This is a genomic window from Xanthomonas sp. NCPPB 3570 (assembly GCF_056725115.1).
This window is the reverse complement of sequence record NZ_CM161513.1, coordinates 2,079,677-2,105,518: the sequence shown is the minus strand read 5'-3', so window position 1 is coordinate 2,105,518 and position 25,842 is coordinate 2,079,677. Positions and strand designations below refer to the sequence as shown.

The window sequence follows — 25,842 nt, the reverse complement described above, 5'->3', positions numbered from 1 at the left end:
CCGACCGCATCGGCGTATCATTCGCGGGTGCCGAAGCCGCTGCCACGCCCATGAACAGGCCTCCTTCCGGATTCGCCCTGCCCTATGCCGAACCGGCCGCCCCGCGCGCGCCGCACGGCAACGAATGCCTGCATTGCGCGGTCCGCCACCTGGCGATCTGCTCGGCGCTGGCCTGCGACGAGGTGCAGGCGCTGGAACGGGTCACCACCTCGCTGACCTACTCCGCCGGCGCCACCCTGGCGCGCACCGGCGAGGCGCGCCAGGCCGTCTATACCGTCACCGCCGGCGCGCTGCGCCTGGTTCGCACCCTCGCCGACGGCCGTCGCCAGGTGGCCGGTTTCGTCCTGCCCGGCGACTACGTGGGCCTGAGCGAATCGGCCCGGCATCGCCACGACATCGAAGCCATCGCCGACAGCCGGGTGTGCCGGGTGCCGGTGGCGCAGATGCAGCAGTTGCGCATCCAGTTTCCGCACCTGGAGCGCAAGCTGCTGCAGCGCGCCTGCCTGGAACTGGACGCGGCGCAGGACGCGGCGCTGGCGCTGGCGCGGCTGCAGCCGGCCGAGAAGCTGGCCGATTTCCTGCTCAAGCTCGCCGCCCGCGCCGCGCGCCAGGGCGATGCCGGCAACAAGGTGGTGCTGCCGATGGGCCGCGGCGACATCGCCGACCATCTCGGCCTGACCATGGAGACGGTCAGCCGTACCTTCACCAAGCTGCGCCAGCAGGGCCTGATCGCCTTGCCGCAGCTGCATGTGGTCGAGATCCGCGACTTCGCCGCGCTGCACCGACTGGCGTCGGACGAAGACTGAGCGGATCGCGGCTGGCGATTTTTTCGCCAGGCCGGACACGTCGCTGATGCGGCGCGGCACGCCGCCACTTATCCACAGGATTTCGGAGTATCGCTCCACACCGGTTGTGGATAGACATCTGCGCGTGGCCGCAACGATTCGCGCTACGTCCTGCAGGCCGCCGCCGCGGGGGACCACGCCCCGTCTTCTGAACGCTTCAGTCATTCGTCACGGCATGCGTCGCGTCCGGACATAGACTTGCGCCGCAACACACCTGCGGCGCCGCCGCGGTGCCGGTGGGGGGAACCACTCGGAGGGCCTGTATGGCCGTCGCCATCGAGATGCAACACGCCTCGCGCGCCTGCGTGATGCTGGACCGCGAGCGCGAACTGGAGTTCTGGAAGGCGCAGTTCGTACACAGCCCCTTCCATCAGCCCGGTTACACGTTCCACGACTACGAGCCGGCGCTGAAGCTGGCCTACGACGCCTACCTCAAGTACCACGGCCAGCGCGTGGAGGACGTGGTCGCGCAGCTGCGCGACGTGTTCCTGCGCGACCACCCGCGCTCGCGCCTGGACTGGCTGCAGGTGCGCGGCATCGTCCTGGCCGCCTGGCAGCGGCTGCAGCCGTCCGACTGAGCCACCACGTGCGCAGGCGCCGTCTGCGCACCGCTCAGCCGGCGAGCAGCCGCGCGCGCAAGGCCGCGTAGTCCGGCGCGATCGACTCGGCCTGCGCCGGCCGCTGCAGCAACGCCGCCAGGGCCGTCGGTACCGGCACCGGCTGCCCGATCAGAGGCTCCACCACCCCTTCGAACTTGGCCGGATGCGCAGTGGCCGCCACCGCCCAGTCGCCGGCGTCGGCCTCGGCCCCCTCGGCACGCAGTTGCTGCAGCACGTGCAGCGCGGTGGCGGTATGCGGGCAATGCACCTCGCCGTAGCGGCGGAAGCGCTCGCCGATGGTCTGACGGATCTGCGCATCGTCCACCGAGTACGCCTGGAACTGCGTGCGCAGCGTGGCGTCGTCGCCCTGGTACAGCCAGCGCAGGCGCTCGACGTTGCTCGGCGCGCCGACGTCCATCGCATTGGCCAGCGTCGCCACGCTGGGCTGCGGCGTGTAGTCGGCACCGGCGAAGAAGTCCGGCAGCACGCGGTTGGCGTTGGTCGCCAGCACGATCCGGCCAAGTGGCACGCCCAGCGCCCGCGCCAGGATCGCGGCCAGCGCATTGCCCAGGTTGCCGGTGGGCACCACCATGTTCAGCGGCTGCGCGTGCGCGGCGTGGTGCTGCAGCGCTGCGTGCGCGTAATAGCTCATCTGCGGCAGCAAGCGCCCCAGGCTGATGCTGTTGGCCGAACTCAACGGCGCCTGCGCCTGCAGCTCGGCATCGTTCAGGGCTTGCTTGACCAGCGCCTGGCAGTCGTCGAAGGAGCCGGCAACGCGCAAGGCGTGGATGTTGTCGCCAAAGCAGCCGAGTTGATGCGCCTGCCGCGGCGACACGCGCCCGTCCGGATACAGCACCACCACGCGCAGCCCGGGCTGGCGATGGAACGCGGCCGCGACCGCGGCACCGGTGTCGCCCGACGTGGCGACGAGGATGGTCAGCGGCGTCGCCGCACCGCGCCGCAGCCGGGCCAGGCAGGCGGCCAGGAAGCGCGCGCCAAAGTCCTTGAAGGCCGCGGTCGGGCCATGGAACAGCTCCAATGCATGGTCGCCGGGCGTGGCCAGCGGCTGCAGCGGTGCGGCGAAGTCGAAGGCTTCGGCGCAGATGGCCGGCAGTTCCGTGGCCAGGGCGTCGCCGTCGAAGAACGGCGCCAGCAGGTCCGCGGCGGTCTCGGCGAGGCTGGCGCCGGCACGCAGGTCGCGGGCGGCGGGCATGCGCTCGGGCACGTACAGGCCGCCATCGGGCGCGAGGCCGGCGGCGATGGCCTGGCTGAGCGAGACGGGGGGTGCGGCGTTACGGGTGGAGATGAAGTTCATGGTGGTTCCATTAGCAGAGGTATTCGGTCGCTTTGTCGTTCTAAGTTGTTGCTGTTGCTTTGGCTGTTGCTGTTCTGCTTCACCCGGGGTCCCCTCGGCGCGGCAGCCGCGGCGGGCGAATACCCGAAGGGCGACGCGCAGGATGCGCGTCGTTTTTCGCCGGCACATGGATGTGCCGTCGAAAAATGCCCGTCATGGCTGCGGACCCGGAGCGCGTAGCGCGGAGGGCGCGCTGCGGGGTGTGCTTTCTTTTGGTTACTTTTCTTTGCACAAGCAAAGAAAAGTGACTCGCCGCCAGGCGAAAGCCTTTGCTGTTGCTTTCAAGCTTCCAACCGCAGCAACGACAACAGCAGAAGCAAAGCTTTCGCCCTTGCGGGCGAGTTACTTTTCTTTGCTCGCGCAAAGAAAAGGTAACCAAAAGAAAGCGCGCCTTGCCTCGCGCCCTCCGCGCTGCGCGCTCCGGGTCCGCGTCCATCGCGGGGATCCGCGGAAGGGGCATCCTGCCCCTGCCGCGGACGGCGCACATCCATGTGCGCCGCCCTTCGGGTGTTTCCCCACGATGGCCGCCGCTTCGGAAGGGAACCCGGTACGGCAACAGCAACGGCAAAGCAACGACCAAAGCAACAGCGACAGCAACAGCAACAGCAACGACACTAACAACAGCGGCGCCGACAACGCACCGCTCCAATAAGTGGCTACAGCAACATCGCGCCCGCACACTGCAGCGGCGAAACCCAATGCTGGCTGCCGAAGCCCGCAGCCGCGAAAGCCGCCTGCACCGCCGGTGCCGCCGCCTCCGCCTCGGCGCGGCTGGCGAACCAGGCGAACACGCTGGGACCGGCGCCGGAAATGCCCGCGCCCATGGCCCCCGCCGCCAGCGCCGCCGCCTTGGCCGCGTCGAAGCCGACGATCAGCGGCGCGCGGCGCGGCTCGATCAGCACGTCATGCAAGCCAGCACGCACCAAGGACTCGTCGCCTGCATGGCAACCCGCCAGCACCAACGCCAGGTTCGCGCTCTGCGCCACGAACTCGCTCAGCTTGTAGTCGCCCACCAGCGCTGCGCGCGCATGGCGCGTCTCCAACGTCGCGTCGGGGTGCACCAGCAGGCTGTGCCACCCGCTCGGCACCGGCACCGGCACCAGCCGCTCCAGGGTCGACAGCACCAGCCCGCCCAGCAGCATCGGACCGAGGTTGTCACCGTGGCGGCTGCCGCTGGCCACCGCCTCGCCGTCCAGCGCGTAGCGATACAGTGCATCGCGCGATAGCGGCTCGGGCAGCAAGGCATTGGCCGCCACCAGCGCGGCCACGCACGAGGCGGCCGAGCCGCCCATGCCGGAGCTGAGCGGAATGCCCTTGTCGATCTCCAGTTCGAAGCCGAACGGCAGCGCCAAGGCCTCGCGCAGCGACATCAGGGCCGCGCCGGCGGTGTTGCGCGCGGCCTCCAGCGGCAAGGCCACGGTGGTGCCGCGGATCGCCGCGATGCGCACCTCGGGCGCATCGATGCGGCGCACCGTCACCGTGTCGCCGACACCCTCCACCGCGTAGCCCAGCAGGTCGAACCCCACTGCCACGTTGGCCACCGAGGCCGGCGCGAACGCGCGGGCCTGCGTCGGCGCGACCGTGCCAACGGTGTGAGCCGGCAGCGTTTGCATCCGGCTCACAGGCGCGCGCCCTCGCCCGCCGCCACCCGCAGCAGGTCGGCGAACACGCCGGCGGCGGTCACCTCCGGGCCGGCGCCCGGGCCCTGCACCACCAGCGGATTGGCGCAGTAGCGGCGGGTGGTGAACTGCACCACGTTATCGGTCAGGCGCAGGTTGGCGAAGGCATGGTCGGCCGGCAGTTCCACCAAGCCCACGCTGGGCGCATGGCCAGGCGCCAGCCGCGCCACATAGCGCAGCACGCAGCCGCGCGCCTTGGCCGCCTGCAGGCGCTGCGCGAAGACGGCATCGACTTCGTGCAGGCGCGCCATGAAATCGTCCACGCTGGCCTGCCGCAGCGCCTCCGGCACCAGGCTTTCCACTGCCACGTCCTCCAGGCTCAACTCGTGCCCGGCCTCGCGCGCCAGGATGACGAGTTTGCGCGCCACGTCGGTGCCGGACAGGTCGTCGCGCGGGTCCGGCTCGGTGTAGCCCATGCCGCGCGCCTCGGCCACCAGCTGCGCGAACGGCACGCTGCCGTCGTACTTGTTGAACAGCCAGGCCAGGGTGCCGGAGAAGATGCCTTCGATCGCGGTGACGGCGTCGCCGGTATCGACCAGGTCGCGCAAGGTGGTGATCACCGGCAGGCCGGCGCCGACCGTGGCCTCGTAGCGGAAACGCGCGCCGCTGGCCGCGGCCGCGGCGCGGATCGCGTGGAAGCGCGGCAGCGGCCCGGCGCCGGCCTGTTTGTTCGGGGTCACCACGTGGATGCCGGCGGCCAGCCAGCCGGCATAGCGGTCGGCGACGTCGGCGCTGCCACTGCAGTCGATGATCACCGCATGCGGCAGGTGCGCCGACAACAGGTGCGCGGTGAACGCGTCCAGATCGGTCGGCTGCTGCCCGGCGGCCAATGCCTGCCGCCAGTCGCCGGCGAAGGCACGCGGCTCCAGGCGCATCGTGCTGCGCGAGGCGACCGCGCGCAGGCGCAGGTCCAGGTTGGCCTTGGCCAGCAACTGCGGCTGCGCCGCACGCAACTGGTCCAGCAGCGCGGCACCGACGTTGCCCGGGCCGATCACGCCGACCGAGAAGGTCTGCGGCGACAGCCAGAAGCCGGCATGCGCGGCGCGCAGCGCCTTGGTCGCGTGCGCGCTGTCGATGGCCACGGAGATGTTGCGCTCGGACGAGCCCTGCGCGATCGCCAGGATGTTGACCTGGGCGCGGCCCAGCGATTCGAACAGGCGCGCGGCCACGCCGGGCTGGCCGGCCATGCCGTCGCCGACCGCGGCCAGCACGCTGATGCCGGTGGTCAGTTGCACGCGCTGCACCTGGCCCACCACCAGTTCGTGGGCGAAGGCCGAGAGCACCGCATCGCGCGCGCGCTCGGCCTCGTTCTGCCGCACCACGCAGCAGATGGAATGTTCGGAAGAACCCTGCGAGATCATCACCACCGACACCCGCGCATTGCGCAGCGCGGCGAACACGCGTTCGGCGGTGCCGGGCACGCCGATCAGGCCGGTGCCTTCCAGATTCAGCACGGCCAGGTCCGGGCTCAGGGTCAGGCCCTTGATTGGGCCGCTGGTGGCGCTGCTGGCGGTGATCCGGGTGCCCGGGTGTTCGGGCTGGAAGGTGTTGCGGATGATGATCGGCAGGCCGCGCTCGATCGCCGGCGACATGGTCTGCGGATGCACCACCTTGGCGCCGAAGTACGCCAGCTCGCAGGCTTCGTCGTAGCTGAGCGTTTCCAATTGCACCGCTTCGGGCACCACCCGCGGGTCGGCCGAGAGCACGCCGTCGACGTCGGTCCAGATGTGCAGTTCCGCTGCCTCGAACAAGGCGGCGAAGATCGCGCCGGAGTAGTCGCTGCCGTTGCGGCCGAGCGTGGTGATGCGGCCGGCGCGGTCGCGGGCGACGAAGCCGGTGACCACGATGCGCTGCTGCGGATGCTGCGCGCGCCACTGCGCCAGGCGCTGCGCGCTCGCCTCCCAGTCCACATCCACGCCCAGCTCGCCGCGGTCGACCACCAGCACCTCGCGCGCGTCCAGCACCGCGCAGTCCTCGCCCAGCGCCCGCAGGTGGTCGCCCAGCAGTTGCGCCGAATACACCTCGCCCAGGCCCTGCACGCGATCCAGCACTTCCCGCGGCAGCTCGCCGATCACCGCCAGTGCGGCGAGGATCTCCGCCAGGTGCTCGAAGCGCGCGTCCAGCCATTCCACCGTGGCGCCGGCGTGCTCGCCGAGCAGCGCCACGGCGGCGGCGCGATGGCGGGCGCGGGTCTCGTGCCAGCGCTCGCGCCAGTCGCCGTGGCCGCGCGCCGCCAGCTCGGCCAGGCCGATCAAGGCATCGGTGACGCCCTTCATCGCCGAGACGACGGTGACCTGGAGCCGCTCCGGGCGCGCCAGCAGCAGTTGCGCGACATGGCGGTAACGTTCGGCATCGGCCACCGAAGTGCCGCCGAACTTGTGCACGACGGTGGCGGCGGCGAGCGCGGGGTCGACGGCGGAATCGGGCGGAACGGCGACAGCGGGAGCGACGGCGGGGGACGACATGGGAGACCTCGGAGTGGAGGCCCCGCTCGCATCAGGCCGAGGGTGTCCCCCGCATCCTGATCCGGGTGCGGGGCCGTGGTGTTCGACGATCAGACGAAGACGACGGGCCGCACCGGGCGAATGGTGAGGGTGGTAATACCGGTGGTAATGCCCGCAGCAACCGCAGCCGCGTGCCGAAGCGAACGCGGAAGCGAGGGAGCGACGAGGGCGTGGACCAGAGGCATGGACGCAAGAGGACATCATGCGCCGGGGCGCTGTCAAGCGCCGCGTGTGCAACCGCAGCATCGACGAGCCGGCCGTACAAGACGGTTGCAAAAGTGACTATCGCCCAAGCCTGAAAAACCCGGTGTTGCGCCGGATTGCATGGCAAGCAGACATGCGGAAACTGACGATGCGACCCGACCGAACGATGCGCACCGACCAAGCGCGCGACGCCCGTGGCGCCGCGCGCTTGCGCAAGCCTTACTGCTGTTTCTGATCAGCAGGCGGCGTCTGCGGCGGCTGCTGCGGATCCGGGTTGGCCGGGTCCTGCGGCGTGGTCGGCGACGTGCCGTCCTGCCCCTGCATCGTGCCCTGGCCGGCATCGGTGCCGGTGGTGCCGGTCGCGGTGCCGCTGGCGTCGCCACTGGTGCTGCCCGCCGGGGCCGTGCTGCCGGCCGGGGCGGTGCTGCCGCCTGCCGGGCTGCCGTCGGCCGCAGCCGGCGGGTTGGCCGCATTCGGATCATTGGCCGGGTGATCGCCATCGCGCTTACATGCCGCCAGGGCGACCAGCATCGAACCGACCAGGACCATCTTCATCGCTGTTTTCATCTGTGACTCCTGCTTCGCATAGGGGTGGGAATCGCTGCGGGCATACCGGACAACCGGCGGTCACGCCAGCCCGAGGCGACCAGAACCGCCGATGCGCGGCGGCGATCGCCCCGCCGCAGGCAGTGCGGACGGGACGCTTGTAGCGGACGCGGCGGATGCGACTCCGTCCTCGTCCGTCGCCGCTGCGGCAACCCGGGATCGCAAAGCGAGCCGTCGGGACGCCGCAGTGGCGGACGTACGCAGCCTACGCAGGGCGATGCTCAGGCCGCGTCGGCACAAGGTGTAGAGGACGTTATTGCAGGCCGGGGCGACAACGCGCGATTCAGCGTCGTAGAATTCCCGGCAGGCCAATGGCCCCGTAGCTCAGCTGGATAGAGCGGTCCCCTCCTAAGGGACAGGTCGTGCGTTCGAATCGCGCCGGGGTCACCATTTCGTTCATGTCGGCGGCAGCGGCGCGCGTGCCGGCAGCGCCCCTCCCCTCGGCCCTTCCTCTTTGCTTGCCGAAACACGTGGCGCAGCCGCCACGACGGCGCGCCGGCGGGCTTTTGCGCTCACAGCGCACCCAGCCCGGCAGCGGCGGCGGCCGGCTGCGTCCGGTCTGCTAAAATTACCGGCTGCGCGTCCCGCGTCCCCCGCCTGCGGTCGCCTTCCCTGTCGCAACGAACCCAGGAGATTCCATGTCCGCTGACCTGCTCAAGGCGCTCGGCCTCGCCGCCACCAACTCCGGCACCTATCTCGGCAACGGCGAGTGGTCCAGCGCCACCGGCGCCGGCGTACTGCAGCCGCTGAACCCGTCGAGCAACGCCATCATCGCCGAAGTGCAGGCCACCACCGAGCAGGACTACGAGACGGTGATCGCCCGCGCCCAGGCCGCGTTCAAGGTCTGGCGCACCACCCCGGCCCCGCGCCGCGGCGAGGCGGTGCGGCTGTGCGGCGAGGCGCTGCGCAAGCACAAGGACGCGCTGGGCTCGCTGGTCGCGCTGGAAATGGGCAAGAGCAAGCCGGAAGGCGACGGCGAAGTGCAGGAGATGATCGACATCGCCGATTTCGCGGTCGGCCAGAGCCGCATGCTGTACGGCTACACCCTGCACTCGGAGCGCCCCGGCCACCGCATGTACGAGCAGTACCAGCCGCTGGGCCTGGTCGGCATCATCAGTGCGTTCAACTTCCCGGTCGCGGTGTGGAGCTGGAACGCGTTCCTGGCGGCGATCTGCGGCGACATCTGCATCTGGAAGCCGTCCAACAAGACCCCCCTGACCGCCATCGCGTCGATGAAGATCTGCAACGACGCGCTGCGCGATGCCGGCTTCCCGGACATCTTCTTCCTGATCAACGATGCCGGCGTGGCGCTGTCCGAGCGCCTGGTCGAGGACGCCCGCATCCCGCTGATCAGCTTCACCGGCTCGACCCAGGTCGGCCGCGTCGTCGCCGAGAAGTGCGCGCGCCGCCTGGGCCGCTGTCTGCTGGAGCTGGGCGGCAACAACGCGATCATCCTCGACGAGAGCGCCGACCTGAAGCTGGCGGTGCCCGGCATCGTGTTCGGCGCGGTCGGCACCGCCGGCCAGCGCTGCACCACCACGCGTCGCCTGATCGTGCACGAATCGATCTACGACACCGTGCTGGCGACCCTGGTCAAGGCCTACAAGCAGGTCGAAGGCAAGATCGGCGACCCCACCGACCCGGCCAACCTGATGGGCCCGCTGAACAGCCGCGGCGCGGTCGAGCAGTTCCTGGACTCGATCGCCAGGGCCAAGGCCGCCGGCGGCACCGTCGAGACCGGCGGCACCGCGCTGGACCGCCCGGGCAACTTCGTGCTGCCGGCGATCGTCACCGGCCTGAAGAACAGCGATGAGGTGGTGCAGCACGAGACCTTCGCGCCGATCCTGTACGTGATGAAGTACAGCACCCTGGACGAGGCCATCGACATGCAGAACGGCGTGCCGCAGGGCCTGTCTTCGTCGATCTTCACCCAGAACCTGAAGGCGGCGGAGAAGTTCCTGTCGGCGGCCGGCAGCGACTGCGGCATCGCCAACGTCAACATCGGCACCTCCGGCGCCGAGATCGGCGGCGCCTTCGGCGGCGAGAAGGACACCGGCGGCGGCCGCGAGTCCGGCTCGGACGCGTGGAAGGTGTACATGCGCCGGCAGACCAACACGATCAACTACTCCGATTCGCTGCCGCTGGCGCAGGGCATCAAGTTCGATCTGTGACGCGGTAAGTGCGGCGGCCGCGCGCTGCGGCCGCCGCTCCCTTTCCTTCTGCAAGGAGCGAGCGCGATGAGTCAGGTGCGCGAAACAAATTCCCTGGCAGTGGTCAGCCTGATCGCCGGCATCCTCGGCTGGACCCTGATGCCGATGCTGGGCAGCCTCGGCGCGATCGTCACCGGGCATCTGGCGCGCGCGCAGATCCGCCGCCAGCCGCAGCGCTTCCAGGGCGACGGCCTGGCGGTGGGCGGGCTGATCCTGGGTTGGGCCGCGGTGGTGCTGGCCGTGCTGGCGGTGCTGGCCTTCGTGCTGTTCTTCGGCGGGCTGGCGTGGTTCGCCAGCACCCAGTCGTGAGCCGGGACGCCGCCGCGCCGCGCGAGCGCTTCAGCGACCGCGTCGCCGATTACGTGCGCTACCGCCCCAGCTATCCGCCGGCCCTGCTCGACTGGGTGCACGGCGAGCTGGGCGTGGCCCACGACGCGCTGGTCGCCGACATCGGCGCGGGCACCGGGATCTCCACCCGCCTGTTCCTGCAGGCCGGGCACCCGACCCTGGCGGTGGAACCGAACGCGGCGATGCGCGCGGCCGCAGAGGAGTTGCTGCGTGACCAGCCGGGCTTCCGCGCCATCGACGGCAGCGCCGAAGCCACCACCCTGGCCGACGCCAGCGTCGACCTGATCAGCGCGGCGCAGGCTTTCCACTGGTTCGACCTGGAGGCGGTGCGCCGCGAATGGGCGCGGGTGCTGCGCCCCGGCGGCCTGGCGCTGGTCTACTGGAACTCGCGCCTGCTCGACGCTACGCCGTTCCTGGAAGGTTACGAGCAATTGCTGCTGGAATACGGCACCGACTACAGCGCGGTGGCCGAGCGCTACCACGACGATGCCACCATGCAGCGCTGGTTCGGCGCCGGCCTGCGCGGCACCGCACAGCTCCCCAACGAACAGCGCATGGACTTCGAGGCGCTGCGCGGACGCCTGCTGTCGTCCTCCTACGCACCGCTGCCCGGCCACCCGCGGCATGCGCCGATGCTGGAGGCGTTACGCGCGTTGTTCGACCGGCACCAGCGCGACGGCGTCGTCGCGTTCCATTACCGCACCCGCGCCTTCGCCGGGACGCTGACCTGAGCCACGCCATGTACTCCCTCGCCCGACCGTTCCTGTTCGCCTTCGACGCCGAGCGCGCCCATGCCCTGGGCCTGCGCGCGATCGAACTGGCCTACCGCACCGGCACCAATCCGTTGCTGGCGCGCACGATCGCACCGATGCCCACGCGCGCCTTCGGCCTGGAGTTTCCCAATCCGGTCGGGCTGGCCGCGGGCCTGGACAAGAACGGCGAGCACATCGACGCGCTGCTGGCGCTGGGCTTCGGCTTCGTCGAGATCGGCACGGTCACCCCGCGCGCGCAGGCCGGCAATCCGCAGCCGCGCATGTTCCGCCTGCCGCGGCAGCAGGCGGTGATCAACCGCATGGGCTTCAACAACCTGGGCGTGGACGCGCTGGTGCGCAACGTCGAGCGCGCGCGGCGGCGGCGCGGCCTGCTCGGCATCAACATCGGCAAGAACAAGGACACCCCGAACGAGGACGCCGCGTCCGACTACCTGCATTGCCTGGAGAAGGTCTACGCGCTGGCCGACTACGTCACCGTCAACATCTCCTCGCCCAACACCGCCGGCCTGCGCGAACTGCAGGAAGAACAGGCGCTGCGGCAGTTGATCGCGCGGCTGCGCGAGGCGCAGGAAGCGCTGGCCGCGCGCCACGGCAAGCGCGTGCCGATGCTGGTCAAGGTGGCGCCGGACCTGAGCGACAGCGACATCGACGCGGCGGCACGGGTGCTGTCGGACCTGCAGGTGGACGGGGTGATCGCCACCAACACCACCGTCGCCCGGCCCGGCCTGGAGCAAGAGCCACTTGGCGCCGAAAGCGGCGGCCTGTCCGGCGCCCCCCTGCTGGGCCAGTCCACCCTGGTACTGCGCCGGCTGCGCGCGCGCCTGCCCGAGAGCATCCCGCTGATCGGTGTCGGCGGCATCCTGTCCGGCGCCGACGCGGTGGCGAAGATGGCCGCCGGTGCGGCCCTGGTGCAGTGCTACAGCGGCCTGGTGTTCCGCGGTCCGGAGCTGATCGGCGAGTGCGTCGAGGCGATGCGCCGGCGCCGCGAAGCGCCCAGCCGCGGGGACGTGGTCGCGCCATGAGCACGACGGCCTGGTCGCTCACCGCGCAGGCGCCGCTGCAGGCGCTCAACACCTTCCACGTCGCCGCGCAGGCGCCGTGGCTGCTGCAGATCTTCGCGCCCGAGGCGCTGCCCGAGGCGCTGCTGGCGCCGGAACTGGCCGGCGCCGCGCTGCTGCCGCTGGGCAGCGGCAGCAACATGCTGTTCGCCGGCGACGCGCCCGGGGTGGTGCTGTGCTTCGCCAACCGCAGCATCGACACCCTGGAGCACCGCGCCGATTACGCCATCGTCCGCGCCGGCGCCGGCGTGGGCTGGCACGAGCTGGTGATGTGGTCGCTGGCGCAAGGCCTGTCCGGCCTGGAGAACCTGGCGCTGATCCCCGGTACGGTCGGCGCCGCGCCGATCCAGAACATCGGCGCCTACGGCGCGCAGATGGGCGAGTTCGTGCACGTGGTCGAGGCCTACGACCGTGCCGATGCGCGCTTCGTGCGGCTGGACGCGGCCGCCTGCGAGTTCGGCTACCGCGACAGTCTGTTCAAGCGCCAGCCCGACCGCTACCTGATCGCCGCGGTGGAGTTCAACCTGCCGCGGCTGCATGCGCTGCGCCTGGACTACGCCGGCATCGGCGAGGAACTGCAGGCGATGGGCATCGCCACCCCCGGTGCGCCCGACGTGGCCCAGGCGGTGATCAACATCCGCCGGCGCAAGCTGCCCGACCCGGACGTGCTCGGCAACGCCGGCAGCTTCTTCAAGAACCCGCTGCTGCCGCTGGAACAGGCGCTGGCGCTGCAGCACGAACACCCGGCGTTACCGGTGTTTCCCGGCGACGACGACAGCCAGCGCAAGCTGTCGGCGGCGTGGCTGATCGAGGCCTGCGGCTGGAAGGGCTACCGCGACGGCGACGCCGGCGTGTCCGCCGCGCACGCGCTGGTGCTGGTCAACCACGGCCAGGCCAGCGGCGCCGAACTGCTGGCGCTGGCGCGACGCATCACCGCCTCGGTGGGCGAGCGCTTCGGCGTCATCCTGGAGCCGGAACCGCGTATCGTCGGCGCGCAGTGGTAGCCGCGCCCACGCCGCTGCGCGCGGCGCTGCTGATGCTGGCCAGTACGATGGCCTTCGGGCTGATGGTCGTCGCGATCCGGCTGGCATCGGCGCAGCTGTCCACGCTGCAGATCGCGTTCTTCCGCAACCTGTTCGGCCTGCTGTTCCTGTTGCCGATGCTGCTGCGTCCGGGCCGGCCATGGCCGCGCACCGCGCAACTGCCGCGCTACCTGCTGCGCACCGCGATCGGCCTGGTGTCGATGCTGGCCGGGTTCTGGGCAATCGGCCATCTGCCGCTGTCGCAGGCGATCGCCCTGTCCTACTCCACCCCACTGTTCGCGACCCTGGCCGCCGCGCTGTGGCTGGGCGAAACGGTGCGGCTGCGGCGCTGGCTGGCGGTGCTGTGCGGCTTCGTCGGGGTGCTGCTGATCGTGCGCCCCGGCGCCGCCGCGTTCAGCCCCGGCACCCTGGTGGCGGTACTGGCGGCGGTGATGAGCGCCCTGGTCGCGATCCAGATCAAGCAACTGGCGCGGGTGGACGCCGCCAACACGGTGGTGTTCTACACCTATGCGTTCTGGGTGCCGATGTCGCTGCTGCCGGCGCTGTTCGTGTGGCGCTGGCCGCAGGGCATCGACTGGCTGTGGCTGCTGGCCACCGGCCTGTTCGGCACCCTCGGCCAGTTGCTGTGGACGCACGCGCTGCGCCTCGGCGAAGTCTCCGCGCTGACCCCGATCAGCTTCACCCAGCTGCCGCTGGTGGCGCTGTTCGGCTGGTGGCTGTTCGACGAAACACCGGACGGCGGCACCGTGCTGGGCGCAGTGGTGATCCTCGGCGCCAACGCCTACATCGCCCATCGCGAGGCGGTGCTGGCGCGGCGCGCGGTACGCGCCGGTGTCGGCACGCCACCGACGCTGGACGCCTGAGTGCCACGCGCGGTCGCTGCGCGCGGCCGATGCCGCTACCATCCTCGCGCACTCAAGACGGCAGCAAGCGACGCAGGATGAAGACCATCGGCATGATCGGCGGCATGAGCTGGGAATCCACCCTGCCCTACTACCGGCACATCAACGAGACGGTGCGCGCACAGTTGGGTGGGCTGCATTCGGCCAAGCTGCTGCTGCATAGCGTGGACTTCCACGAGATCGCGCAGTACCAGCGCGACGGCGACTGGAATGCGGCCGGCGCCGCACTGGCGGCGTCGGCGCGCGCACTGCAGGCCGGCGGCGCCGATTTCCTGGTGTTGTGCACCAACACCATGCACTGCGTCGCCGACGCGATCGCCGCCGCAGTGCCGCTGCCGCTGCTGCACATCGCCGATGCCACCGCCGATGCGCTGCAGGCCGCCGGCATCGTCCGCGTCGGCCTGCTCGGCACCCGCTTCACCATGGAGCAGGCGTTCTACCGCGAACGGCTACAGCGGCGCGGCTTCGAGGTGCTGATCCCGGATGCGCCGGCGCGCGAGGACGTGCACCGCATCATCTACGAGGAACTGTGCCAGGGCGTGGTGCAGACGTCGTCGCGGCGGCGCTACCGCGAGGTGATCGCGGGGCTGCAGGCGCAAGGCGCCGAGGCGGTGATCCTGGGGTGCACCGAGATCGGCTTGCTGGTCGGTCCCGCCGATGCGGCGGTGCCGCTGTTCGACACGACCGCGCTGCACGCGCGGGCTGCGGTCCTGCACAGCCTGGCCTAGCGATGCGCAAGCAGCGTCCACACGTCACCACCCCGCGCCGCAGCCCCGCCACGCTGCGCGCCTGGGCGCCGTTCCGGCTCGGTACGCTGCTGCTCCTGGCCCTGCTGCTGTGGCCAGTGCTCAGCCGCGGCGCGGTCGCCATTCCGCCCTACACGCCGAACGTGGTCGATCCCGCCGGCACACTCAGCGCGGAGGACACCCAACGGATCAACGCGGCGCTGCAGCGCCTGCGCGAACGTCAGCACATCTGGGGCGCGGTCTACATCGTGCCGTCGCTGCAGGACGAACCGATCGAGCGCCTGGCCGAGCGCGCCTTCCACACCTGGCGGCTCGGCCGGCAGGGCAGCGACAACGGCCTGCTGCTGGTGCTGGCGATGCAGGACCGGCGTTCGCGCTTCGAGGTCGGCTACGGCCTGGAAGGCGTGCTGCCCGACGTGGTCGCGCGGCACGCGCTGGACGACTACCTGGCCCCGCGCCTGCGCCAGGGCGACACCGCCGACGCCATCGTGGCCGCCTTCGACTTCATGGGCCGCGCCGCCGCGCAGGATCCCGAGGCCGTCGCCGAACTGGCGCAACCGGCCGACGACAGCATGCACTGGCGGCGCGGCGCCATCGCCTGGGCAGGCCTGTTGGTGCTAGTGTGGCTGCTGCTGCCGCTGCGCAGTGCCTGGACCGGCATCCTGCGCAGGCGCCTGCTGCGGCGGCACCCACGCCTGGCGGGCAAGCCCGAGGAACTGGTGCAGGACACCGCAGGTGGCGGCTTCTGGGCGTGGTTCATCCGCCTGTTCCTGAGCGCCAATCCCGGCATCTTCGTGTTCCTGCTGTCGGCCAGGTCGATGACCATGTACGTGATCTTCCTGGCGCTGGAACTGCTGATCCTGGTGCTGACTCTGGCCGTCGCCACGCAGCGCTACCGCTCGCCGCAGCGCTACAGCCGCTTCCTGCAGGCGCTCGCACGGCGGCGCAATGCGCTGATCCGCAAGGGCCACATCGCCGAGACCGCGCCCGGGGTGTTCGCCTACACCGCCAGCTACTACGCCGCCCAGGCCGCCAAGGAACGCGCCGCGGCCGAGTCCGCAGGATCGTCCTCGTCCTCCTCGTCTTCGTCCTCCAGCAGCGACTCGTCCTCCGGCGGCGGCAGCTCCGGCGGCGGCGGTGCCAGTTCGAGCTGGTAACCGGTCAGGCCACCGCCCTCTTTCTGGCTCTCCACTGCGAGATCAGATCGCCAAGCCAGGCGATCGCGGTGCCGCCGAGCGCGACCTGCGGGTAGAGGACCAACATGCCAACCCCCAAGAAAGCAGCCTTGAGCACGAAGAATCCAGCCCACACCCAGCCCCAACCCCATTCCAGCTGAAGCCGGTATCCAGCACGGCGCATCCAGCGTACAACCGCGATCACCAACAGTGGCAAGGCGATGGCTGCGGCAGCCCAGGACTTGTCCGCTGCAATGCATGCAATGGCGACCATGCCGAGCATCGGGATGAAGAAGCGCTGCAACAGCGGGCGTCTGACGCAGGCATCGGTTTCGTGTCGGGACTGCCAACGCAGCAGCGAAGCGAAGCAATCCCAGGCAAGCCAGCCACCAACGATGAGAGCGGCGCCGATGCCGCCGGCCTTCAGCATCGGCGAGATCCCGGGTGCCGGATTGCGATCGAGCATCGCCAACAAGAGGCACAGAAGCAGGAAGGCTGCTGCCGCGATCAGGCTACGCGCCACGCCGACCATGAAGGCAATCGGATTGAACATGTGCCGTTCGCCGGCCAGGTACCAGGTGTTGGCACGCTCACGCTGCAACGGCGGCGGTGGCTTGCGGCCATCCGGCACGTAGCCGATCAGTTCGAGCAGCCGCCGCATGCGGGTGGGCCGGCCTGGCCACAGCATCGCCGCGAACACCGCACTGTCAGACGCCGTGGGGCCCAGCAACGCCAGCAACTTGCGCACATAGGGCACCGACGCATCTGGATCACCGCGCCGCCGCAGCGCCTCGCTCAGCTCTCCATACCCGGACGGTTGCAGTCGCCAACGCTGGTGCATCCGTGCGCAGGCATGCTGCACGAGATAGGGATCGGGAGCGTCCAGTGCCTGCTCCCAGTCGAAGAAATCCGCCAGCACCTCATAGTGGTAGAGGCTGAGCGTTTCCTCGTGTTCGAGCAGATGGCGCTGCAGGTCGGCACCGATCTGCGGCTTGTGGTCCAGCGACCACAGCTCCGGTTGCGCGAGCAGCCACGCGCGCAGCGCTGCCGGTTCCAGTTGCTGCGCTTGATGCAGGATGCGCACCTGCATCTGCGCCATGTCCACGGACGGGGGCTCCGTCTCGGCAAACGCGATTCTTGCTGCGACAGCAGGATGGCGGATGGCTGGCGTTTCGGCAGCCTCAGGTACCGCGAAACGTTCGGGCGCTTCCGAGACGTCGGCAGGCTGAAGCGCGTCGGCATCGCGCTGCGTGGGCGCCGACACGGTTTCCTGCACCAAGGAAGCCCGTGCAAACCCAGCATCCGCCTGCGCCTGCAGTACATCATCCTGGTGTTCCAGGCCCTCGACGGCCGGCTCGGCCGGGCGATGCGCAGCGGCAAACTGCCGCGCCCAGCCAAGCGCCGCCTGATAGGTCTCGTGGAGTTGCTGAAAGCCCGCCGGATCTTCGTCCGGACGGGTCACCTTCAGGCGCGCGGCGTAGGCCCGCTTGATGGCGCGCTCGTCGGCGTCCTCATCCAGCCCCAATGCCGCCAATGCCCAACTCATGCGCGCGCTTCCAGCTCGTCCAGTGCCTGGGCCAGTTCCTGGCGATGGCGTTCGATACGGACCGTCTCCTGGCTTTCGAGCACCGCGCGGAACTGGTCGAGCCAATGCTGCAGCGTCTGGCGTTCGTCGATGTACTCCTCGTAGACGCGTTCGATGCGTGCCAGCATCGCCAGGTTCTGCTGCTGGTCGCGCGGGTGCACCTTCAGTTCGGCCAGCGCCAGCAAGCGCCGGGCGATTTCGTCGCGGTCGAGCAGCCCGGGATTCTGTTCGAGGATCAATTCGTGCCGCTTGCCGGTGGCCTCCTCGACGACCTCGACCTGCAGCAATCCGTCCACGTCATAGGTGAATCGGGTCAGCACGCTCTGCTCGTTGCGCGGGCGCTTGGGATCCAGCGCCACCCGCACTTCACCCAACTTGATGTTGCGCTCGACCATCGGGTTCTCGCCCTGGTAGACATCGATGACCACTTCGGTCTGCCGCTCGTGGATGGGATAGAAGGTGTCTTCGCGACTGACCGGCACCACGCTGTTGCGCGGGATGATCGGATGGAAATACCCGTTGCGCAGTTGCCCATCGCCGCCGCGGCGCGACACCTGCGTTCCCAGCGTATAAGGACAGACGTCGGTCAACACCACCTCGCGCAGGCTCTCGTCGCGGCTCTTCAGACCGGCCGCCACCACCGCCCCCAGGGCGATCGCATGGTCGGGATTGACGTGACGCAGCGGCAGGCGGCCGAGCATGCGCGTGGCCAGGCGGCTGATCATCGGCATGCGCACCGCGCCGCCGACCAGCACGATGTCGTCCAGTTCCGACGGCCGCAACTTGGCATCGCGCAGCGCGCGTTCGATCGGTGCGCGCATGCGCTGCAGCAAAGGCTCGGCCAGCTGCGCAAAGCGCGACTCGTCGATCTCCCAGCTGTACGCCTGCCCGGCGATGCTCAGGCTCACTGCGGCCTGCGCCTGGGTGCTCAGTTCGCGCTTGAGTTGCTCGATCCGTCGCCGCAACTGCGCGCTGTCGCTGGGCGCGAGCTTGGCCGGATCGAGCCGATGCTCGCTACAGAAACCGTCCACCAGCACCTGCAGGAAGTCTTCGCCACCGAGGAAGTTGTCGCCTGCGCTCGCATGCACTTCCACCACGCCGTCGAACATTTCCAACAGCGACACGTCGAACGTGCCCCCGCCGAGATCGAGCACCAGCACGCGGCCTTCTCCCCCGCGCTCCTGCAGCCCGTAGGCCAGCGCGGCGGCGGTCGGCTCGTTGATCAAGCGTTCGACGCGGATGCCGGCCAGTTCGCCGGCCACCCGGGTGGCCTTGCGTTGCGCGTCGGAGAAATAGGCAGGCACGCTGATGACCGCTTCCTCCACCTTCTCACCCAGCGCGGCCTCGGCATCGGCGATCAGGGAGCGCAGGATCAGCGCCGACAGCTCTTCCGGACGGAAACTGCGCTGTCCCAACCTGGTCTCGCGCGGGCTGCCCATCCAGCGCTTGAACGCGGCCACACTGTGGCCCGGATGGGTCACCAGGCGATCGCGGGCGGGCTGGCCGACCAGCAGATTGCCATCGTCGTCGACGCTGACCACCGACGGGGTCAACAGGCCGCCATGTGGATTGGCGAACAGGCGCCCACCGTCGGCGTCGTGGATGCCGATCAGCGAGTGGGTGGTGCCGAGGTCGATACCTACGATCATGTGCGGATCCTTGTGTCCCTATCCATTATGAAAATTCTAGACGTGCCTGTGCAGGGCGCGATGCTGCGTGTCATGGATCAGCGAGATGGCCCGGAACAACAGCGCGACCACGTGCCGGGCCAGGCACCGGCCTGGACTGCGATGACCGGAGGTACGCATAGCACCCCCTCCACGCCGCGCCCAGGGATGATCGCCTTTCGGGATTCGGTATCCATGCAACCTGCCATGCGGGATGTCGCGACGTAGGCGAGCGCGGAACCGACGGCCACCCCCAATCCCGCCACACCGCATTCCGACAGGATGACAATACTGGCCGACGGCATCGCCCAGCAATGCGCGAGGCACCAGTTCCGCTTTCAACACCGGGGCGTGCACGAGATCGGCAAGAGGCCCACGACCAGCGGACGCACTGCCGCCGGTGGCAACAGCGGCACATCGACCTGCAGATCATCGATCGTGGTGCTCGCATGCTGCAGCCACGTCGGCGCTTCCGCCCAAGCCAATGCCGCCCGATAGGTCCCGTCCAACTGCTGGAACGCGACCGGGTCGTCGTCAGGCCGGGTAGTCTTCAAGCGCAGCGCGTAGGCGCGCTTGATCGCGCGCGGCCGCATCGGGCGGCAGTTCCAGCGCCTCGGCGGCCCAACGCATCGACGCGGCTCTGCCGCCGCATTGCGGCGCCGTTCGACATCCATTCCCTGCTTGCCCCCTATCCCTGCAAGATCGCGTTATCGGCGACCGCCACCTGAACTTGAGCGCGCTGCGCTACGTTGCGTCGCTACGCATCGAACGGTGCCGCTAGGACAGGGCTCGCCGCACGCGCCAGCGCGGCCGGCGTGCGCCGCGGAACAGCAGCAGGTACAGCCCCACCACCCACACCAGCGCCGCGCTCCAGCCACCGAGGATGTCGGAGGGGTAATGCACGCCCAGGTACACCCGCGAGATGCCGACCAGCAGGGTGAAGCTGCCGGCCAGCCACAGCACCGGCCAGCGCCAGGGGGTGCGCCAGCTCAGCGCGATCAGCACCGCGGCCAGGGTCATCGAGCCCATCGCGTGGCCGCTGGGGAAACTGAAGGTGTGGTGCTCGGGCGCGATCGACTCCCACAGGCTCGGCCGGTCGCGCTGGAAGAACTGCTTGGCGCCCATGTTCAGCAGCGCCGAGCCGATGAAGGACAGCGCGGCGAACAGCGCTTCGCGCCAGCGGCGCAGGCCCAGCAGCGCCAGCACGATCAGCGTATCGAGCGGGATCACTCCGTACTGGTAGCCGGCCTCGGTGATCACGGTGAAGAAGCGATCCCAGCCTGGGCTGGTCAGGCCGCGCATGCTCCACAGCAGCGGCTCGTCGAAATACAGGTCTTCGAGTGCGTGCACGTCCTCGGCCAGGGCCACGAACACGCCCAGCGGCAGCAGCACCCCGGCGAACAGCAGCACCACGCGCCAGGCGTTCAGCCGCAACCAGCGGCGCAGCCCGGCCGCCTCGGCGGCGGACTCACCCGGTGCGGCGGACATAGGTGCGTTCGACGTACTCGTCGATCAGCGCCACGAACTCCTGGGCGATGTTCTCGCCGCGCAGGGTCACCTTCTTCTCGCCGTCGATGAACACCGGCGCGGCCGGCGCCTCGCCGGTGCCGGGCAGCGAGATGCCGATGTTGGCGTGGCGCGACTCGCCCGGTCCATTGACCACGCAGCCCATCACCGCCAGGGTCATGCTTTCGGCGCCGGGATGACTCACCTTCCACTCCGGCATCTTCGCGCGCACGTGGTTCTGCACCACCTTGGCCAGCTCCTGGAAGAATTCGGAGGTGGTGCGGCCGCAGCCCGGGCAGGCGGTGACCAGAGGAGTGAAGGCGCGCTGGCCGGTGGTCTGCAGCAGTTCCTGGGCGACGATCACTTCCTGCGTGCGCGACTGCCCCGGCTCGGGGGTCAGCGAGATGCGGATGGTGTCGCCGATGCCTTCCTGCAGCAGCACTGCCAGCGCGGCCGCCGAGGCGACGATGCCCTTGCTGCCGATGCCGGCCTCGGTGAGGCCAAGGTGCAGGGCGAAGTCCGAGCGCTGCGCCAGGTCGCGGTACACTGCGATCAGTTCCTGCACGCCGCTGACCTTGCAGCTGAGCACGATACGGTCGCGACCCAGGCCCAGTTCCACCGCGCGCTCGGCCGAATCCAGCGCCGAGCGGATCAACGCCTCGCGCAGCACCCGGCCGGCATCCCACGGCACTTCGCGCCGCGAGTTCTCGTCCATCAGCTGCGCCGCCAGCGCCTGGTCCAGCGAGCCCCAGTTGGCGCCGATGCGCACCGGCTTGTCGTACTTGAGTGCGAACTCGATCAGCTGCGCGAACTGGGTGTCCTTCTTCTTGCCGAAGCCGACATTGCCGGGATTGATCCGGTACTTGGCCAGCGCCTCGGCGCAGGCCGGCTCGGCGGCCAGCAGCTGGTGGCCGTTGTAGTGGAAGTCGCCGATCAGCGGCACCTCGATGCCCATCATCCGCAGCTTGTCGACGATGCGCGGGATCGCCGCGGCCGACTCGGGGGTGTTGACGGTCAGGCGCACCAGTTCCGAGCCGGCGCGCCACAGCTCGGCCACCTGCTTGACCGAGGAGGCGACGTCGGCGGTGTCGGTGTTGGTCATCGACTGCACCACCACCGGCTTGCCGCCGCCCATGGTGACGCCGCCGATGCGGACCGGCTGAGTGAGACGGCGCGCCCAGGGCGCGGCATCGGCGGGAGGCGTGGGGCGGCTGACGGCATCGTACATGCGCCCATTTTAGCCTGCGCGGCGCCTCCTGCCGCACGCGCCGGCACCGCCAATTCAGCGAGGCGGCGCCGCTGCGACGGTTTGTCGCAGGCAGGGCCCCGGCCCAGCGCATACGATGCGCAGCATGGATTCCACCGACGCCTCCTTCCTGCGCACCCTGTGCAGCCTGCGCTGGCTGGCCACCGCCGGCCAGGCCGCGACGATCCTGGTGGCGACCTGGCCGCTGCAGCTGCCTCTGCCGCAGGCGCCGCTGTGGGCCGGCGTGGCGGTGCTGGCGCTGTTCAACCTGTACGCGCAGTTGCGCCTGCGCCATGCCGACTCGGCCGCCCCGGCCACCGCCTTCGGCCACATCCTGGTCGACGTGACGGTGCTGACCTGGATGGTCGGCTGGAGCGGCGGCATCGGCAACGCCTTCGGCTCGCTGTTCCTGGTGCTGATCGCGCTGGCGGTGCTGGCGCTGCCGCTGCGCTGGGCGCTGGCGGTGGCACTGGCCTGCGTGGCCGGCTATACGGTCAGCGCCGTATTCGGCCTGCCGCTGCCGCACGGCCCCTACCAGGCGCTGGACCTGCAGCGCTGGGGCATGGCCGCCAACTTCCTGCTGTCCACGGTGGTGGTGCTGGTGTTCTCCACCCGCCTGGCGATGGCCATGCGCGAACGCGAACGCGAGCTGGCGCTGCTGCGCGAGCGCTTCACCCGCAACGAGGGCATCGTCGCCCTGGCCACCCATGCCGCCTCGGTGGCGCACGAGCTGAACACGCCGCTGGCGACGATGACCCTGCTCACCGACGACATCGCCGAACAGAGCACCCAGCCGGAACTGCGCGAAGACCTGGACACGCTGCGCGAACTGCTGGTGCAGTGCCGCGAGCGGGTGCTGGCGCTGGCCGCACCGGCGCAGCGCGCCGGCGGGCAGGCGGTGTCGCTGGCGCAGGTGCTGCACCAGTGGCAACTGGTGCGGCCCACCGTGCGCCTGCGCCGCAACGACGACGCGCCGCTGCAGCTGCGCATGGAAAGCGCCATCGGCCACCTGCTGCAGGTCCTGCTGAACAACGCCGCCGACGCCGGCGAACGCGCCGGCCATCCGCAGGTGGACCTGAACGTGCGGGTCACCGGCAGCGAACTGGTCGGCGAGGTGCGCGACTACGGCGGCGGCTTCGACGCCAACCAGGTCGGCCTGCCGGCCACCCTGTTCCGCAGCGGCAAGCCCGAGAGCATGGGCGTGGGCCTGGCGCTGTCGCATGCGACCATCGAACGCCTGGGCGGCGAACTGTGGACCGAGCCGGCGCCGGACCATGGCGCCCGGGTCGGCTTCCGCCTGCCGCTGCTCGCCCTGGAGACCTCCGCATGAACACCGAGACCCCGCTGGGCCTGCTGGTCGACGACGATCCGCTGTACCTGCGCACCCTGCAGCGCACCCTCGCCCGCCGCGGCCTGGAGACGCGGACCGCCGACAGCGCCGCCGCCGCCCTGGCGCTGGCCGCCGAGGCGCCACCGGACTACGCGCTGATCGACCTCAAGCTCGGCGACGAGTCCGGCCTGGCGCTGATCCAGCCGCTGCGCGCGATCCGCGCCGACATGCAGATCCTGCTGGTCACCGGCTACGCCAGCATCGCCACCGCGGTGGAGGCGATCAAGCTCGGCGCCGACGATTACCTGCCCAAGCCGGCCACGGTGCCGATGATCCTGCGCGCGATCGGCCTGGAAGCCGAGGAGGACGAAGACGAGGACGGCAGCGACGTGCCGGACGCGATGACCCCGCTCAGCCGCCTGCAGTGGGAGCACATCCAGCAGGCCATGCACGAGACCGGTGGCAACGTGTCCGCGGCCGCGCGCCTGCTCGGCATGCACCGCCGCTCGCTGCAGCGCAAGCTGGCCAAGCGGCCAAGCCCGCAGCGCGACCCGCCGCGCTGAGCGCGCGGCGCGGCGCCGCGGCAGCCTGAACCGCCCGTCCGGCCAGCGCTCAAGTCCCCTGGTACCGGGCCGATAACCCGGCATGCTGAAGTCTCCCCCACCCGCCTTGCTGGACGAGCCGCAACGGCTCAACGCCCTGCGCCAGCTGTGCCTACTGGACACGCCGGCCGACCAGGTGTTCGATCTGGTCACGCAACTGGCGTCCCGCTACCTGCGGGTGCCGATCGCGCTGGTCTCGCTGATCGACGAACAGCGCCAGTGGTTCAAGTCCCGGGTCGGTCTGGAGGTGCCGCAGACGCCGCGCAGCCAGGCGTTCTGCGCCTATGCGATCCACAGCCCGGAACTGATGGTGGTGCCCGACGCGCGCCAGGACCCACGCTTTTGCGACAACCCGCTGGTCACCGGACCGCCGTTCATCCGCTTCTACGCCGGCGCGCCGCTGCTGATGGCCGACGGCGCCAGCCTCGGCACGCTGTGCGTGATCGATACCGAGCCGCGCCACGAGCTCGACGAGGTCGCGCGCCGCACCTTGCAGGACCTGCGCGACCTGCTGATGGTGCGCATCGACACCCTGCGCAACAGCGGCTTCGTCGACGCGCTGACCGGCCTGCCCAACCGCAGCCGCTTCAACGACGACCTGACCATGTGGCTGTCGCTGCAGACCGCGGACCAGCACGACACCGCGGTGGCGATCGACGTGTGCGGCATCGACTATTTCCGCGACATGGTCAAGGCGCTGGGCTGGGAGTACGCAGAAGGTTACCTGCTGGCCGCGCGCGACCGCCTGCGCAAGGCGCTGGGCCCCCTGCCGCTGTACCGCATCGACACCACCAGCTTCGTGTTCATCATGGAAGGCAGCGACACCGCGCATCTGGAGTACTGGTGCGAGCACGTCTGCGACGCCTTCGCCGCGGCGATCGACCACCAGGGCATTCCGCACGCGGCCAGTCCCTCGCTGGGCGCGGTGCGCCTGGATGGTGCGCTCAGCGCCAACCACACCGTGCGCTCTCTGACCACCGCGGTGGACATGGCGCGCCAGCGCGGCCAGCGCTGGAGCCTGTACGAGCGCAACCACGACGCCAACCAGCGCAATGCCTTCCGCATCCTCGCCGCCTTGCCCGAGGCGCTGGACGCCAGAGGCCAGCTGAGCCTGCACTACCAGCCGCGGGTGAGCCTGCGCAACGGCGAATGCGTCGGCGTGGAGGCGCTGCTGCGCTGGCAGCATCCCTTGCTCGGGACGGTGGCGCCGAACGACTTCATCCCGCTGGCGGAAAAGACCGCACTGATGAGCCGCATCACCGCCTGGGTGCTGCGCACCGGCATCGCCCAGGCGGCGCTGTGGCAGCAGCGCGGCTATCGCTTCAGCGTCTCGCTGAACGTGTCGGCGGTGGACCTGGAGCAGGTCGACTTCATCGTCCGCCTGCAGGCGCTGCTGCAGCAGCACGCGCTGGCCCCCGGCGCGCTGGAGATCGAATTCACCGAAAGCGCGATGATCCGCGATCCCCAGCGGGTCGCCGAACAGCTGCAGCAGATCAGCGCGCTCGGGGTGAAGATCGCCATCGACGACTTCGGCACCGGCTACAGCAACCTCGGTTACCTGAAGAACATCCCGGCCAGCGCGCTGAAGATCGACCAGTCTTTCATTCGCGCCCTGCCCGGCAGCCGCAGCGACGGCATGCTGGTGCCGTCGATGATCCATCTCGGCCACGACTTCGGCCAGCAGGTGGTGGCCGAAGGCATCGAGAGCGAAACCGTGTACCGGATGCTGCGCGAGTGGGGCTGCGACGAAGGCCAGGGCTACTGGATCGCGCGGCCGATGCCAGCCGAGGCGCTCGACGCCTGGCTGGCCGAGCCGTGGCAGGGCGGCGACGCCTGAGCGCACCGCGCCACGGCCGGCCC

The 25,842-nt window shown here is 70.0% G+C and carries 22 protein-coding genes and 1 tRNA gene; 14 read left to right on the top strand and 9 right to left on the bottom strand.

Annotated elements, in window-relative coordinates; translation table 11 throughout:
- Positions 1 to 50: 50 nt before the first annotated feature.
- Positions 51 to 806 carry a Crp/Fnr family transcriptional regulator gene (locus tag AC1PLR_RS09285; RefSeq protein WP_481103352.1) on the top strand — a complete coding sequence of 252 codons (756 nt, stop codon included), beginning with the start codon at positions 51 to 53 and terminating at the stop codon, positions 804 to 806.
- Between the two features lie 302 nt (positions 807 to 1,108).
- Positions 1,109 to 1,423 carry a hypothetical protein gene (locus AC1PLR_RS09280; RefSeq protein WP_010340756.1) on the top strand — a complete coding sequence of 105 codons (315 nt, stop codon included), beginning with the start codon at positions 1,109 to 1,111 and terminating at the stop codon, positions 1,421 to 1,423.
- A gap of 34 nt (positions 1,424 to 1,457) precedes the next feature.
- Here the strand turns inward: AC1PLR_RS09280 and thrC are convergent, their stop codons facing one another.
- The 4 genes from thrC to AC1PLR_RS09260 all read right to left on the bottom strand — a co-directional run bounded on the left by thrC (position 1,458) and on the right by AC1PLR_RS09260 (position 7,752).
- A complete protein-coding gene (gene thrC, locus AC1PLR_RS09275) occupies positions 1,458 to 2,759 on the bottom strand; it encodes a threonine synthase (RefSeq protein ID WP_481103351.1) in 1,302 nt (433 codons plus the stop codon).
- A gap of 695 nt (positions 2,760 to 3,454) precedes the next feature.
- The gene (locus AC1PLR_RS09270; protein ID WP_481103568.1) at positions 3,455 to 4,411 is read right to left on the bottom strand and encodes a homoserine kinase; all 957 of its coding nucleotides are present in this window, start codon (positions 4,409 to 4,411) and stop codon (positions 3,455 to 3,457) included.
- A gap of 5 nt (positions 4,412 to 4,416) precedes the next feature.
- A complete protein-coding gene (gene thrA, locus AC1PLR_RS09265) occupies positions 4,417 to 6,942 on the bottom strand; it encodes a bifunctional aspartate kinase/homoserine dehydrogenase I (protein WP_481103350.1) in 2,526 nt (841 codons plus the stop codon).
- Between the two features lie 462 nt (positions 6,943 to 7,404).
- On the bottom strand, positions 7,405 to 7,752 hold the full coding sequence (locus tag AC1PLR_RS09260) for a hypothetical protein (protein WP_481103349.1): 348 nt from the start codon (positions 7,750 to 7,752) through the stop codon (positions 7,405 to 7,407).
- Positions 7,753 to 8,104: 352 nt separating this feature from the next.
- Here AC1PLR_RS09260 and AC1PLR_RS09255 point away from each other — a divergent pair.
- The 9 genes from AC1PLR_RS09255 (at position 8,105) to AC1PLR_RS09215 (ending at position 16,028) form a co-directional block, all read left to right on the top strand.
- Positions 8,105 to 8,181 (top strand) — tRNA-Arg (locus AC1PLR_RS09255).
- Positions 8,182 to 8,429: 248 nt separating this feature from the next.
- Positions 8,430 to 9,962, top strand: coding sequence for an L-piperidine-6-carboxylate dehydrogenase (gene amaB, locus AC1PLR_RS09250; RefSeq protein ID WP_420009984.1), 1,533 nt, complete (start codon positions 8,430 to 8,432; stop codon positions 9,960 to 9,962).
- 66 nt (positions 9,963 to 10,028) lie between these two features.
- Positions 10,029 to 10,310: a DUF4190 domain-containing protein gene (locus AC1PLR_RS09245; RefSeq protein ID WP_481103348.1), complete on the top strand. Its 282-nt coding sequence runs from the start codon at positions 10,029 to 10,031 to the stop codon at positions 10,308 to 10,310.
- Positions 10,307 to 11,080: a class I SAM-dependent methyltransferase gene (locus tag AC1PLR_RS09240; protein ID WP_481103347.1), complete on the top strand. Its 774-nt coding sequence runs from the start codon at positions 10,307 to 10,309 to the stop codon at positions 11,078 to 11,080. Before AC1PLR_RS09245 ends, AC1PLR_RS09240 begins: the two co-directional genes overlap by 4 nt.
- 8 nt (positions 11,081 to 11,088) lie before the next feature.
- Complete coding sequence (locus AC1PLR_RS09235; protein ID WP_010340031.1) at positions 11,089 to 12,144, top strand: quinone-dependent dihydroorotate dehydrogenase; 1,056 nt, start codon at positions 11,089 to 11,091, stop codon at positions 12,142 to 12,144.
- Positions 12,141 to 13,184 (top strand): UDP-N-acetylmuramate dehydrogenase, encoded by a 1,044-nt coding sequence (gene murB / locus AC1PLR_RS09230; RefSeq protein WP_267107338.1) that lies wholly within the window; start codon positions 12,141 to 12,143, stop codon positions 13,182 to 13,184. Before AC1PLR_RS09235 ends, murB begins: the two co-directional genes overlap by 4 nt.
- 32 nt (positions 13,185 to 13,216) lie before the next feature.
- A complete protein-coding gene (locus AC1PLR_RS09225; RefSeq protein WP_481103567.1) occupies positions 13,217 to 14,086 on the top strand; it encodes a DMT family transporter in 870 nt (289 codons plus the stop codon).
- Positions 14,087 to 14,115: 29 nt separating this feature from the next.
- Positions 14,116 to 14,853, top strand: coding sequence for an aspartate/glutamate racemase family protein (locus AC1PLR_RS09220; RefSeq protein ID WP_481103346.1), 738 nt, complete (start codon positions 14,116 to 14,118; stop codon positions 14,851 to 14,853).
- A 2-nt stretch (positions 14,854 to 14,855) separates the two neighbouring features.
- Entirely contained in the window at positions 14,856 to 16,028 is a 1,173-nt protein-coding gene (locus AC1PLR_RS09215; RefSeq protein ID WP_481103345.1) for a TPM domain-containing protein, read from the top strand.
- A gap of 4 nt (positions 16,029 to 16,032) precedes the next feature.
- On the opposite strand, the gene AC1PLR_RS09210 is transcribed toward AC1PLR_RS09215, so the two are convergent.
- From AC1PLR_RS09210 to ispG, 5 genes are all read right to left on the bottom strand, one after another.
- Entirely contained in the window at positions 16,033 to 17,592 is a 1,560-nt protein-coding gene (locus AC1PLR_RS09210; RefSeq protein WP_481103344.1) for a J domain-containing protein, read from the bottom strand.
- Complete coding sequence (locus AC1PLR_RS09205) at positions 17,589 to 19,280, bottom strand: Hsp70 family protein (RefSeq protein WP_481103343.1); 1,692 nt, start codon at positions 19,278 to 19,280, stop codon at positions 17,589 to 17,591. Before AC1PLR_RS09205 ends, AC1PLR_RS09210 begins: the two co-directional genes overlap by 4 nt.
- A 356-nt stretch (positions 19,281 to 19,636) precedes the next feature.
- Positions 19,637 to 19,972, bottom strand: coding sequence for a hypothetical protein (locus AC1PLR_RS09200; RefSeq protein WP_481103342.1), 336 nt, complete (start codon positions 19,970 to 19,972; stop codon positions 19,637 to 19,639).
- A gap of 103 nt (positions 19,973 to 20,075) precedes the next feature.
- The gene (locus tag AC1PLR_RS09195; protein WP_481103341.1) at positions 20,076 to 20,786 is read right to left on the bottom strand and encodes a phosphatase PAP2 family protein; all 711 of its coding nucleotides are present in this window, start codon (positions 20,784 to 20,786) and stop codon (positions 20,076 to 20,078) included.
- The gene (gene ispG, locus AC1PLR_RS09190) at positions 20,767 to 22,032 is read right to left on the bottom strand and encodes a flavodoxin-dependent (E)-4-hydroxy-3-methylbut-2-enyl-diphosphate synthase (RefSeq protein WP_010340040.1); all 1,266 of its coding nucleotides are present in this window, start codon (positions 22,030 to 22,032) and stop codon (positions 20,767 to 20,769) included. The genes AC1PLR_RS09195 and ispG overlap by 20 nt, the downstream gene beginning before the upstream one ends.
- 124 nt (positions 22,033 to 22,156) lie before the next feature.
- Here ispG and AC1PLR_RS09185 point away from each other — a divergent pair, with 124 nt between their 5' ends.
- From AC1PLR_RS09185 to AC1PLR_RS09175, 3 genes are all read left to right on the top strand, one after another.
- Entirely contained in the window at positions 22,157 to 23,380 is a 1,224-nt protein-coding gene (locus tag AC1PLR_RS09185; protein WP_420009993.1) for an ATP-binding protein, read from the top strand.
- A complete protein-coding gene (locus AC1PLR_RS09180) occupies positions 23,377 to 23,943 on the top strand; it encodes a response regulator transcription factor (protein WP_043091894.1) in 567 nt (188 codons plus the stop codon). Before AC1PLR_RS09185 ends, AC1PLR_RS09180 begins: the two co-directional genes overlap by 4 nt.
- A gap of 82 nt (positions 23,944 to 24,025) precedes the next feature.
- Complete coding sequence (locus AC1PLR_RS09175) at positions 24,026 to 25,819, top strand: sensor domain-containing phosphodiesterase (RefSeq protein WP_481103340.1); 1,794 nt, start codon at positions 24,026 to 24,028, stop codon at positions 25,817 to 25,819.
- Positions 25,820 to 25,842: the final 23 nt, after the last annotated feature.

Bases quoted from the DNA above. Each gene is read 5' to 3' on its own strand.
- AC1PLR_RS09285 (WP_481103352.1), top strand. From the start codon at position 51: ATGAACAGGCCTCCTTCCGGATTCGCCCTGCCCTATGCCGAACCGGCC.
- AC1PLR_RS09280 (WP_010340756.1), top strand. From the start codon at position 1,109: ATGGCCGTCGCCATCGAGATGCAACACGCCTCGCGCGCCTGCGTGATG.
- thrC (WP_481103351.1), bottom strand. From the start codon at position 2,759: ATGAACTTCATCTCCACCCGTAACGCCGCACCCCCCGTCTCGCTCAGC.
- AC1PLR_RS09270 (WP_481103568.1), bottom strand. From the start codon at position 4,411: ATGCAAACGCTGCCGGCTCACACCGTTGGCACGGTCGCGCCGACGCAG.
- thrA (WP_481103350.1), bottom strand. From the start codon at position 6,942: ATGTCGTCCCCCGCCGTCGCTCCCGCTGTCGCCGTTCCGCCCGATTCC.
- AC1PLR_RS09260 (WP_481103349.1), bottom strand. From the start codon at position 7,752: ATGAAAACAGCGATGAAGATGGTCCTGGTCGGTTCGATGCTGGTCGCC.
- amaB (WP_420009984.1), top strand. From the start codon at position 8,430: ATGTCCGCTGACCTGCTCAAGGCGCTCGGCCTCGCCGCCACCAACTCC.
- AC1PLR_RS09245 (WP_481103348.1), top strand. From the start codon at position 10,029: ATGAGTCAGGTGCGCGAAACAAATTCCCTGGCAGTGGTCAGCCTGATC.
- AC1PLR_RS09235 (WP_010340031.1), top strand. From the start codon at position 11,089: ATGTACTCCCTCGCCCGACCGTTCCTGTTCGCCTTCGACGCCGAGCGC.
- murB (WP_267107338.1), top strand. From the start codon at position 12,141: ATGAGCACGACGGCCTGGTCGCTCACCGCGCAGGCGCCGCTGCAGGCG.
- AC1PLR_RS09225 (WP_481103567.1), top strand. From the start codon at position 13,217: ATGCTGGCCAGTACGATGGCCTTCGGGCTGATGGTCGTCGCGATCCGG.
- AC1PLR_RS09220 (WP_481103346.1), top strand. From the start codon at position 14,116: ATGCCGCTACCATCCTCGCGCACTCAAGACGGCAGCAAGCGACGCAGG.
- AC1PLR_RS09215 (WP_481103345.1), top strand. From the start codon at position 14,856: ATGCGCAAGCAGCGTCCACACGTCACCACCCCGCGCCGCAGCCCCGCC.
- AC1PLR_RS09210 (WP_481103344.1), bottom strand. From the start codon at position 17,592: ATGAGTTGGGCATTGGCGGCATTGGGGCTGGATGAGGACGCCGACGAG.
- AC1PLR_RS09205 (WP_481103343.1), bottom strand. From the start codon at position 19,280: ATGATCGTAGGTATCGACCTCGGCACCACCCACTCGCTGATCGGCATC.
- AC1PLR_RS09200 (WP_481103342.1), bottom strand. From the start codon at position 19,972: ATGGATGTCGAACGGCGCCGCAATGCGGCGGCAGAGCCGCGTCGATGC.
- AC1PLR_RS09195 (WP_481103341.1), bottom strand. From the start codon at position 20,786: ATGTCCGCCGCACCGGGTGAGTCCGCCGCCGAGGCGGCCGGGCTGCGC.
- ispG (WP_010340040.1), bottom strand. From the start codon at position 22,032: ATGTACGATGCCGTCAGCCGCCCCACGCCTCCCGCCGATGCCGCGCCC.
- AC1PLR_RS09185 (WP_420009993.1), top strand. From the start codon at position 22,157: ATGGATTCCACCGACGCCTCCTTCCTGCGCACCCTGTGCAGCCTGCGC.
- AC1PLR_RS09180 (WP_043091894.1), top strand. From the start codon at position 23,377: ATGAACACCGAGACCCCGCTGGGCCTGCTGGTCGACGACGATCCGCTG.
- AC1PLR_RS09175 (WP_481103340.1), top strand. From the start codon at position 24,026: ATGCTGAAGTCTCCCCCACCCGCCTTGCTGGACGAGCCGCAACGGCTC.